This is a genomic window from Dictyobacter sp. Z7_2 (genome assembly GCF_057551105.1).
This window is the reverse complement of the sequence record NZ_BAAJPE010000002.1, coordinates 4,105,020-4,118,202: the sequence shown is the minus strand read 5'-3', so window position 1 is coordinate 4,118,202 and position 13,183 is coordinate 4,105,020. Positions and strand designations below refer to the sequence as shown.

Annotated in this window: 11 protein-coding genes; 5 read left to right on the top strand and 6 right to left on the bottom strand. The window is 50.6% G+C overall.

Features of this window, described 5'->3' with window-relative positions; all coding sequences use genetic code 11:
* Nucleotides 1–12: 12 nt before the first annotated feature.
* Nucleotides 13–3,369: a GH92 family glycosyl hydrolase gene (locus tag AC27N8_RS30735; RefSeq protein ID WP_487072677.1), complete on the bottom strand. Its 3,357-nt coding sequence runs from the start codon at nucleotides 3,367–3,369 to the stop codon at nucleotides 13–15.
* A 704-nt stretch (nucleotides 3,370–4,073) separates the two neighbouring features.
* On the opposite strand from AC27N8_RS30735, the gene AC27N8_RS30730 reads away from it, so the two are divergent.
* Both AC27N8_RS30730 and AC27N8_RS30725 read left to right on the top strand, forming a co-directional pair.
* Nucleotides 4,074–5,075, top strand: coding sequence for a GAF domain-containing protein (locus tag AC27N8_RS30730; protein ID WP_487072675.1), 1,002 nt, complete (start codon nucleotides 4,074–4,076; stop codon nucleotides 5,073–5,075).
* Nucleotides 5,076–5,125: 50 nt separating this feature from the next.
* Nucleotides 5,126–5,962: a hypothetical protein gene (locus AC27N8_RS30725; protein ID WP_487072673.1), complete on the top strand. Its 837-nt coding sequence runs from the start codon at nucleotides 5,126–5,128 to the stop codon at nucleotides 5,960–5,962.
* A gap of 46 nt (nucleotides 5,963–6,008) precedes the next feature.
* Here the strand turns inward: AC27N8_RS30725 and AC27N8_RS30720 are convergent, their stop codons facing one another.
* Together AC27N8_RS30720 and AC27N8_RS30715 are read right to left on the bottom strand one after the other, a co-directional pair.
* Complete coding sequence (locus AC27N8_RS30720) at nucleotides 6,009–6,620, bottom strand: ATP-dependent Clp protease proteolytic subunit (RefSeq protein ID WP_487072671.1); 612 nt, start codon at nucleotides 6,618–6,620, stop codon at nucleotides 6,009–6,011.
* An 80-nt stretch (nucleotides 6,621–6,700) separates the two neighbouring features.
* Nucleotides 6,701–6,982, bottom strand: coding sequence for a hypothetical protein (locus AC27N8_RS30715; RefSeq protein ID WP_487072669.1), 282 nt, complete (start codon nucleotides 6,980–6,982; stop codon nucleotides 6,701–6,703).
* Between the two features lie 276 nt (nucleotides 6,983–7,258).
* Between AC27N8_RS30715 and AC27N8_RS30710 the strand changes: the two genes are divergently transcribed.
* Nucleotides 7,259–7,657, top strand: a complete 399-nt coding sequence (locus tag AC27N8_RS30710) for a helix-turn-helix domain-containing protein (RefSeq protein WP_487072667.1) — start codon at nucleotides 7,259–7,261, stop codon at nucleotides 7,655–7,657.
* A 233-nt stretch (nucleotides 7,658–7,890) separates the two neighbouring features.
* Nucleotides 7,891–8,580: a hypothetical protein gene (locus AC27N8_RS30705; RefSeq protein WP_487072665.1), complete on the top strand. Its 690-nt coding sequence runs from the start codon at nucleotides 7,891–7,893 to the stop codon at nucleotides 8,578–8,580.
* A gap of 101 nt (nucleotides 8,581–8,681) precedes the next feature.
* On the opposite strand, the gene AC27N8_RS30700 is transcribed toward AC27N8_RS30705, so the two are convergent.
* The 3 genes from AC27N8_RS30700 to AC27N8_RS30690 form a co-directional block, all read right to left on the bottom strand.
* Nucleotides 8,682–9,461, bottom strand: coding sequence for a phosphatase PAP2 family protein (locus tag AC27N8_RS30700; protein WP_487072663.1), 780 nt, complete (start codon nucleotides 9,459–9,461; stop codon nucleotides 8,682–8,684).
* Nucleotides 9,462–9,588: 127 nt separating this feature from the next.
* A complete protein-coding gene (locus AC27N8_RS30695) occupies nucleotides 9,589–9,963 on the bottom strand; it encodes an ACT domain-containing protein (RefSeq protein ID WP_487072661.1) in 375 nt (124 codons plus the stop codon).
* A 35-nt stretch (nucleotides 9,964–9,998) separates the two neighbouring features.
* Entirely contained in the window at nucleotides 9,999–11,057 is a 1,059-nt protein-coding gene (locus AC27N8_RS30690; protein ID WP_487072659.1) for a DUF4352 domain-containing protein, read from the bottom strand.
* A 532-nt stretch (nucleotides 11,058–11,589) separates the two neighbouring features.
* Between AC27N8_RS30690 and AC27N8_RS30685 the strand changes: the two genes are divergently transcribed.
* Nucleotides 11,590–13,149, top strand: a complete 1,560-nt coding sequence (locus AC27N8_RS30685) for a chitinase (protein WP_487072657.1) — start codon at nucleotides 11,590–11,592, stop codon at nucleotides 13,147–13,149.
* Nucleotides 13,150–13,183 lie beyond the last annotated feature (34 nt).

The window sequence follows — 13,183 nt, the reverse complement described above, 5'->3', positions numbered from 1 at the left end:
TGAATAAGCGGTTTAGTAGACTGAGAGGGCGAAGATGTGCAGTGATCCCTGATTGGCCGAGGAAGGCAAGGTAACGCTGGCGACCTGCTTGCTTGAGTCAAGGGAGATCGGAGCGGTTGAGAAGAGGTAAGTATTTACCTGCTGGGAGCTACCACCCGAGGTGTCGCGATAAGGCGTGGTGGCAGCGATGACATTCCCATAGGATGGTGATGACGTTCCACCTCCTCCGAGAGTCCAGTCGCTAAAACCAAGTTGCGCTGTCTGCGTGCTACCATCCGTATAGGTGATAGTGAGCGTGCCAGTGGATGGTCCATTGGATGCGCTGCCCAGGAAGCTCAGACTGGTAGCACCTACCTTGGCCTGTGGCAATTGGATCACCTGTCCAGAGGCTTCAACGTTATCATACGTATCGGCCGGGACATTCGGCCAGAGATAGCTTGCGCCATTGACGGTGAAAGTACTCCCCGGTGTAATGCCATCTGCGGCCAGAGCCTGCATGGAGTAACTATATCCATCGCCATCGAAATTCGCGCTGCCAGAGGTTCCATCGCTCGAAATGCCATCATTGTTAAAGACGCCAAGCAAGTTGCCAGGCTTCGCGACGACGACGGTAAAGCCAGTAATGGGGAGCGCGGCCCCACCATTGATGCTGGCGGAAAAGGTAACATGATAGATGCCTTCAGCGGTATCTGCACCGGCGGCAACGGATAAAGATTGTTGCGCTGTGCTCGCTGAAGGAACTGTCAGGCTGCCACTGGTCGGCGTGATTGTCAGCCCGGCGGGAGCCTTGGCGCTCCAGGTGACGGTTGAATCGCTGCTGCTGATGTTCTGGGCATTGATGGTAACAAGACTACTGCTGCCTGGAACAACGGTAGGACGACCCGGTGCCAGCGAGACAAATGTCGAGGTTGATCCATACTGATACGATGGAGGAGCATCACTACTGCTACTGCCCCAGGTCGTATTAGCGGTATCAGACAGAGTGAAATCGAGCGTGCCACCGGAAGCGACGAAGGAGGCCGGTAGCCAGGGCTTTGTGCTGGCGGTGCCGTTGACTTTGAGACTCTGGACGTATGGAGTGGTCGTCGATGCCTGTGGGGCATTGATCTGGATGGTTTGACCACTGGAGCGCTTGACGGTGGCGCTGGTGAACAGAGGACTACCTAAAGCCAGATCGGCCGTACCAGGAGTCTCCGGGAAGAAGCCCAACGCGGAAAAGACGTACCAGGATGACATTTCACCCAGATCGTCATTACCGGCCAGACCACCAGGACCGGTCGTATAGAGCGTGTTCTGGACCTGTCTGACAATCTTTTGGGTCTTATAAGGAGCCCCCAGATAGTCATACTCCCATGGAGTCTCCAGGGTAGGTTCATTACCAAGAAACGCGTAGGGTAGATCAGGACCAGCATTCGTCTGCGTAAAGAAAGTATCCAGGCGTTGAGACGCTTTGGCATTGCCGCCAAAGGCCGCAAAGAGACCGCTTAGATTAAATGGCACCATCCAGTTATACTGTGCACCATTTCCCTCGACCCAGTTATCCTGACTGGAGGGATTAAAGCTAGAGGGGAACGATCCATCAGCGTTACGCGGCTCCAAGTAGCCTGTGCTTGGATTGAACAGGTTCTGCCAATCCTGAGCGCGTGCCGTGAATTTTTGATAGTTCGTGGTATCGCCGAGCGCCTTCGCAAACGCTCCAATAGAGAAGTCGGCGGTATTGTATTCGAGCGTCGTCGAAGCTGCTCCATAGAAATTGCAGCAACCATAATTGCCATCCGAAGGCTCATAGCCAAGCGAATCCAGATAATTTAATCCAGGACGATCGTCATTGGCAACGGTAGCTTCTTTGATCATAGCGGCGAGAGCGCTCTTGGTGTCAAATTTAGTGGCCCCAAAGGCATAGGCCGAGGAGATGATAGGATCAGCCGGATCACCAACCATCACAAAAGATTCACCATTTGCCTGTGACCACTTCGGTAACAATCCTCCCTGAGTATAATCATTGACCATCGATTGCACAATATCACTGGTTTTATCGGGAGCCAATAAGGCTAACAATTGGATCTCCGAGCGATAAATATCCCAACCAGAATAGTTTGCATATTGAGCATGACCAGATGAGACTTTATGCACCTGTCCATCGAAGCCAATATATTGTCCATTGGAGTCAGAGAAGACGTTGGGCTGGAGTAAAGCATGATATAAAGCGGTATAAAAGGTGTTGACCTGCGTCGTTGTGCCGCCTGCGATTTTAATGGCGCTCAACGCGCTATTCCACTGATTATGAGCTTTTGTAAGAGAGTTGGCAAAGTTTACAGAAGAGGCATCACTTTTGGCATTGGCCTGAGCATTGGCTGTACTCACGAAGGACAGACCGACGTTCACAGAGATCGCTTGCGTCTTGCTGGTATTAAAAGTGACAAACGCGCCGGAGCCTGGACCCGAGACGGTTGTGTCAGGATGCGCCTTGCTGGCCTTGACATCTGCGCTGGTGGCTTTGCCGGCCGCCACTTTTGCCTGAGCAGTCATGACCTTTTTCACGGCTGGAACGATAGGACTTCCACCCCTGGCCGATGCTGTGGTGGCAGCAGAGCTTGTCGACACAGCTCCATTATGCCATGTGCCAGTGCTGGCAAACGATTGGCTGAATGTGGCATAAAAGTAGACACGATAAGAGTTGGTCGCTCCGCAGAAAAATCCACTCGTCGCGTAACCATAAATCGCATTTTTGGTCACAGTAACTTGAGCATCTGCGGTGCCAGCGGCCGAGCCAGAGACGTTTACGAGCAGGCTGGCTGTGCTTCCAGCGGGATAAGTAAAGCGTCCCTCACCACTGCGCAGTAAGGCGGTCAATTCTGTATTGACGCCGTTCGCCAGTTTGACCTGATAGTAGCCAGCGTTGGCCGATTCATTGGCGTGAGAGAAGCCAGAGACGTATTTTGAGGGATTGGTGGCCGGTGAGTCCGTGACCGTGCCAACATAGGGCATAAAGGGCAGATCACCGTACGCGGTGCAGCCTGCACCGTTAAGATGGGTTAAGCTAAAACCTTTGATCTGATTATCGGTATAGTCATAGCCACCCGGAGCATAATTCACTGTATCCGGACTCCACTGCACCATACCAAAGGGAGCATCGGCACCTGGGAACGTGTCGCCACCACCATAAACGGCTCCTTGTTGGACGCCTGTTCCCGTAAATGGATCCACATCAGCATACAGATTTGTGGTAGATGAGGCATTGGCTTTCTGTAAGCTTGCCGACGCGGCATAAACACTGCCGTTCGTGGTCACAAGACCCATCGCGCAGAGTAGTGCGAGCGTCGTGATGATAGTCGCTAAAGAACGCTTCATACTGTTTTGGGAGCGCATAATTGCTGTCTCCTCCTTGTTTCAGCAACGATATACGCATACCAGCATCAGAGCATCTGGATGCCGTATGAGATCTTTATGCAGCGGCCTTGCCAGCACATCGTGTCGATACAAAGTCGCAAAAGAGTCACATCTCAGCTCTCCGTCTCTCAACAAGTATGCCATCTACGCTGCTCGTCAGTTGAAATCAGCTTATCTGCTCTCGTTCCCCAGCCAGCACCAAAACACGCTCTACAATAGTCACGCTTGATAAAGCCATCCCTACAGAAACTGCTGGCACATAAGCCGCTTCACACGAGCAAAATATTCTACCACAAAGAGATTTGCTCTCTTTTGATGGATAGATATCTAAAAACACTATAGCATAAGCTACACAAAAGAAGCAAGTAATTCAATTGTATAGTCAAGAACTATACGCCCATCAGATATAGACTTCAGGCTGAGCTATTCATAGATAGATCGCAATAAACTATCTAACAATTCCTCGATAGATGTTAAACTTGCAAGATAGTCTATTCACATTTGCATAAATCATGCAAAGTTTCCTCATAGAAGTAGAGTGAAAGGAACGAAGCAGCGCCTCCAGGAGATAGCAATAACAATCGACGACCACAAATAGATTCTGTTGACGTAATGTAGACTTGCTGCTATGATAGGGAACACCGGATGCTTTTCAGAGCAAATTCAGCGATAGGACGAAAAATATGCCAGAAGCACGGACGTGGCGTGAGCTATTGGAGCATATTATCGCCGATAGCCAGGAAAAGCAACGTTTGATCGATGCATTGAAGATCACTCCCATCACACTGACACGTTGGGTCAATGGGGAATCCGCACCCCGACTGCAAAATCTGCGCCAGCTGATCAATGAAGTTCCCACCAGATATCAAGATCAGATGCGTCAACTCGTGCGCGAGGTCCGAGGAGAAAATCACATTATACAAAGCACGTTTGATCCGATCATTCAAAGCATCCCACCTGAATTTTACGCACGAGTGCTCACAACCTATACATCCACGCTCGAGAATGTACGTTTCTGGTCGACCAGTAATCTTATCTTGCAACAAGCACTGGGCCAACTGGACCCAGACCGGCGCGGACTCTCCATCTGGATCGTCAGTTGTATGCCTCCATCGGGGCCATACAACAAAGTCCGCAGCCTCCGCGAAAGGAACGGAGTCGGCACACCTCCATGGAACAGCAATCTGGAGCAAAATGCCATGTTTCTCGGGGCGGAATCGTTAGCCGGCAATGTTGTTACGTTATGTCGGCCCGGCGTCATTCAAAATCTGGAGAAGGAACACAACCTCATCCCGGCCTCACACATCGAACACGAGAAAAGCGTTGCCATCTATCCCATTCTCTATGCGGGCCGCATCGCTGGAGCCATCATGGTCTCGAGCACCCAGGTCGACTATTTTATGGTTCAAGGCCGTACAGAATTGATCCAGAACTACGCGGACCTGATGGCACTCGCCTTCAATCCAGAAGATTTTTATACACCCGAACAGATCGCACTCTGCATCATGCCATTGCAAACAGAACAGCAAGAATACTTCAAAAACTTTCGACACATAGCGACCCAAAAGATCTTGCTGGCAGCGGCCCACAATCAATCGCTCAATAATCAGCAAGCTGATATACTGGTATGGAAACAATTAGAAGAAGAACTCTTACAAATTCCGATCAAAAAACACTACCAATAACTACCAAACAACTACCGATCGGCCACGCTACAGCGCAACAAAGACAGGCTATGACAAAGACAGACACCACTCTTTACGATGCTTCCGGACAGGTTCCGATTATTCATCCACGCTGGACACAGACATGTGTAGGCGGTGGCTCGCTCGCGCTGAGCGACACCACGTTGCGCATGCAGCTCGCAGAGACGCCCGCCCACCAGTACGCCGATGCTCAGATCGATGATTATGGAAAGCTAGCGCGATCTCAGTTCCCCTGGCATCCACCGCTGCGGATGGAGATCCGCTCGCGCTCATCGCATCCGGCGGCCACGAGCCAGAGTACGGTCAAGGACAGTACATATCTGCGTGGAACCGCAGGCTTCGGTTTCTGGAATTATCCATTTTCGGTCCGAGGAGACATCTTGATGCTACCAGAGGCCATCTGGTTCTTTTACGCCGCGCCGCCATCCAACATGGCCCTCGTGCCCGGCATCCCGGGCTGGGGATGGAAAGCACAGGTGGTACATGCCATGCGTGCCGAATCCCTCCTTGCCATCATTCCGACCGCCTTCGCCACCAGTTGGGGCTTGATGAAGCGGGATAGTCGTCCAGCGGGCCGCTGGCTGCAAAGGCTCAGCGGTGCACAGGAGGCGATACTGGATCTTGAGATGACAAGTTGGCACACCTATACGCTTGATTGGCAAAAAGATCTGGTCCGCTTCCAAGTCGATGGAAAAGAAGTCTTGCGCGCCGCCAATCCGCCGACACGCGCTCTGGGATTTGTGGCCTGGCTCGACAATCAATTCGCCATCGCCACGCCGCAAGGATTGCTACGCTTCGGTGCCACGCCAACCGCTGCGCAATGGCTGGAGGTCACAGACCTCAGCATTTCACAAACTGGCGTATGACTCCTGTTCAGGGGAGAACAAAAGCCATACGCCGAGATTGACAACGCTAGAGTTCTACCTTCTCAGCCAGCGGCAATACCTCATCAATAATGCCATATTCCTTCGCCTCCTCAGCGCTCAAGAAGAAATCGCGTTCAGTATCGTGGCGAATACGCTCCAGGGTCTGTCCCGTATGATGTTGAATGATCCCGTTCATCACATCGCGGGTATACAAAATCTCGCGAGCATGAATATCGATATCGGTCGCCTGCCCTCCGATGCCGCCCTGGATCAGTGGCTGATGCATGTGGATACGCGCATGCGGGAGCGCTCGACGACGGCCTTTATCGCCAGCTAACAACAGGATGGTGCCAAAGCTAGCCGCATAGCCAACACAGGTTGTCGAAACGGGACAAGGCAGCGAACGCATCGTATCGTAGATGGCCAATCCTGCCGAGATCACTCCACCAGGGCTACTGATATACAGATTGATCTCGCGCTCCGCGCTCTCCGCCGCCAGAAACAGGAGTTGAGCCACGATGAGATTCGCCATCGTATCCTCAACCGGACCATTTACCATAATGATGCGCTCTTTCAGCAGACGCGAATAAATGTCATAGGCACGTTCGCCGCGCCCGGTATTCTCTAAAACTGTTGGAACCAATAAGCTTGAAAGCATAATAATTGTCTCCTTGTGTATATTTCCTGACAGTCGGATGATTGTCACGTTGATAAGTAGCAAAACATATAAAACAGTAGCTAGACAGTCGTATCTTGTCGCACAAAGTAGTAATGAATCTGCTTCCCTCTCCCCGAAGTACGCTCATCGACAACGCTCACCAGAATCCAGCCCTCACGCCCCAGAGCATTGAGCTGCTCGGTCCCTGGTAGCTCAGTCTCAGAAGGGTCGATGCTCAGCAGATGATATTCCCATTTCGCTGGCCGCTCTGGTATCGATTCGTAGATGGTAGGAATCGGTAAGGACGACCGCTCATCTGGTCCTGCGAATTTTGATGTATAATGAAGAGGTGTTGAGTACATGGATGGTCTCCTTTTTCTTGCTCATGTTGTTGGTCAACGTTTTTCGTATCAGCATACTTGATTTCTTAAAAACAGGAGAAACGCTACACGTCGTCAGTCACTTCCTGTACTCCTTGAATATAGCAGCCTTATAGCCTATACTGATAGAGCATAACTATGCTGTTAGCATAGATTTTTTGCTGAACAATGCTCTAAGCATAGGTACAACAGAGCGCATCTGCTCAAAAAGATTGTTAGCAGTAGAGTAATCACGAGAGTAGAAGAGGTTCCACGCATATGCCTGATCTACAAGAAACTATCGGACGCGTCGTTCGGCAAGAGCGACAATACCGCAACTTCACCATCAAAGAGCTGGGAGAAAAAGCGGGACTATCAGAGATCTATGTGGGAGAAATCGAGCGCGGACAAAAGTATCCATCGGCCAAAGTACTGGAGAGTCTGGCACAGGCACTCAGCCTGGATATGGCTGAGCTGCTCGATTTGATGGCCGAGGAGATTCGTCGCGAGCGCAATCCCGAATATACCAGCGTGATTGGCTTTACCGTCCCTGTCACACACGGACAGCCCCGCCGTACCGTCGTCAAGCGCATAGTGAACATGCTCGATGAGGGAGACGTTGAAAGCGTCGCTAGCTTTAGCGCCTTCCTGCTCTCCCAGCATCTCGTTCCAAGATAAGACCGTGACTGCCAGATACGTTCTTCCGGCGACTTGCAGTCTTTATGGAACAAACAGCGGTGATGAAATAGCTTAGATCATTTCATCACCGCTGTTTGTTCCATAAAAATCTTCTCACATAAAGATTTTCTTATCATACCATTCCAATCTTGCTTTGCATGCAAAACATAATATATACTAAAAAGCTCTAAGGGTGTTTTCAGCAATTGATGATTTGGAACGGAGAAAAGAAGATGACCACATTTGATTTGAAGCTCAAAGATGGACAGATTGTTCCCATCGAATACAGTCTGGGAGGCAGTGTAGAAGAAATGAACCAGGTTCGCCTGGATGCTACACTTTTTCAGCAACTTAATTCCTTTCTCTGCACCTCTACCCTGGCGATAACTTTGAAAAAGGATTTGACTGCCCCTCTGGAGTTCGGCTTCATCGCCAATGTTATTTCCAGCACACGGACTGCATACTATCACTCAAGCAAAAAAACGAAAGCGATCGTAACGATCCCTGGACAGTGTCTCGATGGAGATGGAACAGAAGAGCCGTTTGCAGTCGCCCCCACCCCTATTCCGACGACAGCAGGAACACATACCATCAAAATTTCTTATCAAGATAATCCTTTATGCGCATTCGAACTCAAAGATCCGTCCGTCCCTGGTGAAGGAAAGACTTTGTTCAAGGTAGAAGGCCATGATGTCCATAAAGTCTGGCTCATGGTGGGAGATGCTGCATCCCAGGGCTTAACGCCCATTGCGTCGCTGGGCTGGATCGTGGATTGGGAAGCGCAGATCGATAACGACAAGGTCAAGCAGACTGACGAGAAAAGCGGCGCCGGCCTGAAGGACGTGCCTGAGCCGAAAAATCCGGTCTTTAGTGGCAAACTGGCCAAGGATTCATCCAAGGTTACCGTTACGCAATGGACATAGTAGCGTCGCACGCTCGCGTGCGATGTCCCTGTGACTCGTACGAGCCACGCTGGCCTGCTTGATCGTACGTCGAGTGGGACATCGCACGCGAGCGTGCGACGCTACTTTTGCCATTTTGCCAGTAGAGTTGTGCACCAGCGATAGAGAAAAATGAAGAAGAAGAGGTAGATCAATCCCTCAAGATAGCCACCTAGCACATCGGTAAACCAATGATCTCCCTCTAAAATGCGTGAGTAGCCAATGCAAAGAATGTCATAGACGGCATAAACCTGAAATGGCAGCAAAAACCAGCGATAGCGCCACTCACGCACTGCCTTTGTGCAGCTTAGATACAGGAGAAAGCCATAATATGCGATATCATGCTCGGTATGACCAGACGGAAAAGTGGGAAAGGGCACAATCGCGCCTACGACGTGGACGGGCTCCGTATGAGGATCAGGGCGAGGTCGGCCGACAGCATCATCCACCAGTACGTTCAGGCCAGCTGAGCTCATGACGGTGACAATCAAAAAGAAGGTCGCCTGCAACCAGGTCCAGGGTGAGTGATGACGTAGTTTGGCAAGGAGAGCCATCAGCAACAGGCCAATGAGCCAGAGTCCCAGTGCGATTTCGGATGGAAGAGGATTATTCAGTACGCTGGGAAAAATTAGTATGGCATTGACAAAAGCTGGCAGTTGCAGATGCTGCACGGTTTGCGTAATCGTCAGATCAATGGGATATGGCTTCGGATGGGCATGAATAATGAAACAACTTATGATGAAGATCAGTAGAGCAAGACCCCATAATGCAAACTGGATACGTTTGCTTATCTTGCTATCCTGACTCTTTTCACCATCAGTTTTTGATGGCTGTATATCCTGGGAAGGTGTGGTAGAAAGCATGGCAATCCTTCTCTTTTCACTAGCACAGCAATGAAAACCTACTGGATAGGATACGTTCTACAAAACAAAACAGGATACATTTCTTATCAAATTTGTGGTAGAGGCATCACAGTGCTCTGGCACCGCGTCAAAGGATGTTATGGCCCTCGGCCTGTAATATCTCGATAGCACCAGCGACCTGCGCTGCTTTGACCAGAATATAGTCGGTATCGAAAGTTGAGACGGCAAAGATAGAGATATTGGCTCGCGCCAGCACTGTAGCCAGCGGAGCTAGAATCCCCACCAGAGCGAAATCGAGCGGACCAACTATTTTAAGCGCTTTCCAGGGCTGCTCGCAGCGAATAGTTTCAGGCACATGAGCAGCCGGACAGACAATCGAGAGCTCATCACTGGTCCACGTCACAGCAAAGAAGGACGAGCGTTGTAACGCCCAGGCAGGAATCTCTTCCTGTGAAGCGAGTCGACAGACAGCTAGTGTGTCTGGCAAGAGTGTCAGTTGCATCGCGATCTCCTTCGATGATGTGGACCATAGGGCTTCTATAGGTTCAAGGTCCAATTTGCGGTACCAGGGGTATCGGCGAAATCGTTGAAAACTGGATCCCAGTTGAAGGTCTGCGTGTGATCGCTTGAAGCTACCTCAAAAACAAGGTCACCTTCGACTGAATGGTTCGGTTGCAGATCACCAAATGACAGTTGATCTTCATACGCATCTGGCACAATATAGGTGTGCGTCGATGATTTCCCCGCTGAGTTAGTAATCTTGAAGTCAAGTGGATTGTAATGCTCTTTTTCTGAGCTTTTATTTGTAATCTTAACATGAATAACGATATATTCATCTCCAGCTTTCGGCTGCGCAAAATCATCGCCAGGAACCTTTTTGATCGATGTCACGATACAATCGACTCCTTGCAATGTATTCGTTTTGCCGACTGTGGCAGGCGAGATATTTGTCTCACCGGGAGCAAGCGTACTATTGCTGACTGGAGTACTTGTGCTCTCGGGAGTAGCATTATTCGTGTTCGTAGGCTCTGCTGTGCTTGTAGCATCAACGGTAATGGTTGCCGTCTCAGTGCTGGCTGACTTGATAAATGATGACATGGCAGAGGTGAAAAGCATACAGCCAACAATTCCCAGGACGAGAATTCCACCTACGACGCCTAAGGTAACCCAGAGCCAGGTCTTACTCTTCTTCGGCGGCTGAGGCGGCTGATAATAGGGTGAGCCTCCACTCGGGGCTCCATAAGGAGTCTGAGGTGGAAACGTGCCGGGCTGGGGCTGAGGCATATAGGGCGTCGGGGTCTCATAAGGGTTACTTCCCGTGGTCGGAGGATAACCTGATGGGTCAGGATAACTACCATACCCCGATGATGGCGATGGGTTATACGGCGATTGCCCCGAGGGCGATGGGTTATACGGCGACTGTCCCGAGGGCGATGGGTTATATGGTGACTGTCCCGAGGGCGATGGGTTATATGGCGACTGTCCCGATGGGTTTCCCTGGCTATCAAAATTTGGGGCAGGTGCTGCCTGTGTTGGCTCATAGGGTTGTCCCTGCGGATAATTATTTTGTGGGTTTTGATTAGGATCCTGACTCATGGAACGAACATCCTCCTAAATAATAATAATACCAGCAACTACACAGAGCTTCTCCAATAACCATCCACTCCGCACCAAGGAGGAATGAAAAGAAAACCTGCATAATTATCTCAACGCAAGAAAACAAAAATTGCCAAAATTATAATTCTAAATGTTTGAATGAAGATCTAGTATAAACGAAAGAATTATAGAAGACAACCACCACTGTAACAGATGATGGCAAGCAGTGCACCTCTTATCACACGGACGCGGCGATGAAGTTCAACTCAATTTCTCGTTACAATAGTACTATCTCTCTAGAATTGGCGGAATTCCGAGTCCATGTACAGCATTTTCTGATGCAATAGCCAAGTGGTATAGACATCTTGACAATATGAGCATAAATCGATTATTATTCTCTTGGGACTTTATTGCTAGACTCACACGACAAACAAGCGATCTTCGTTAGCATAGTGTGTCATCCTGATGACATTATTTCTATCCTGTTTCATATCTGCACGAATCAGGTACAATCATACGCAAGGAGGCTAACATGCGGCATCCCCGTCGTCTTCTCATGCTTACATCCGTCATTGCCTTGATTATTTTAAGTGGTGTAGGCGCGTTTCTACTCTCGCATCGGACGATCAGTGCCTTTGCCGATACAACCAATCTTGTGACCAATCCAGGATTCGAAACTGGAGATCTCACTGGTTGGAGCTGTGATGCAGGTGATACAGTTGTAGCCAGCCCGGTTCATAGCGGTGCGCATGCATTGCAACTCAATCCCAGCAACTCTACCACGGGTCAATGCACCCAGACCATCAGCGTGCAAGCCAACACCAGCTACACCTTAAGCGCTTATGTCGATGGGCCTTATGCCTACATCGGCGTCAACGGCTACAATACCAATTGGACCAGCAGCACCAGCTTTACCAACCTCTCATATACATTCACCACCGGGACAACGGCGACCACCATCACCATCTATGTCCATGGTTGGTATGCTCAGGCAAGTGTCGGTGTCGATGACATCGTACTGGGAGGTCCAGCGGGCACAAGCACACCAACGCCCACGCCTGCGCCGACTAAAACGCCTACGTCCACTCCTACTCCGACACCAACCAGGACACCGACAGCTACTCCCACACCGGCACCGACAGCTACTCCGACCCCCATCCCCACAGCGACCGCCACCCCCCCTGCAACAGGGAGTCTACCGAAGCACGTACTCACCGGTTACTGGCAGGACTTCACCAACGGAGCCGCCGTACAGCGCCTGAGTGGCGTAAATTCGAACTATGATCTGATTGCGGTAGCCTTTGCCAATGCAGATCCTGGCAATCCTGGAGCAGTTACATTCAGCGTCGATTCGGGGCTCTCATCCGCACTGGGAGGCTATACAAGCGCTCAGTTCAGCAGCGACATCGCCACCTTACATGCGCAGGGCAAGAAAGTCATCATCTCGGTTGGTGGACAGAACGGCACAATCAGCGTCTCTGACGCAACAAGTGCCACCAACTTCGCCAACAGTGTCTACAGCATCATGACGACATACGGATTTGATGGCGTCGATATCGATCTTGAGAACGGGCTCAACCCCACCTACATGGCAAGTGCGCTTCAGCAATTGTCATCCAAAGCGGGCAGCAGCCTGATCATCACGCTGGCGCCTCAGACCATCGACATGCAATCAACCAGCGGCAGTTATTTTCAGCTCGCGCTGAAGATCAAGAGCATCTTAACCATCGTCAACATGCAGTACTACAACTCCGGCTCCATGCTGGGTTGTGACGGCAACGTCTATAGTCAGGGAACAGAGAACTTCTTAACCGCTCTGGCCTGCATCCAGCTCCAGGGAGGACTCAGTCCCAGCCAGGTTGGCATCGGACTACCAGCCTCCACCTCGGCAGCCGGCAGCGGCTATGTCTCGCCATCCGTCGTCAACGCCGCCCTCGACTGCCTCGCCAGCGGCACCAATTGTGGATCGTTTAAGCCCTCGGCCACCTATCCAGGCATCCGTGGCGCCATGGATTGGTCGACCAATTGGGATGCCTCAAATGGCAACAGTTTTGCTACTGGCGTCAAAAGTCATCTCAATACCCTACCATAAATAGCCACATCTACAAAAAATCGGGTCGATTGTA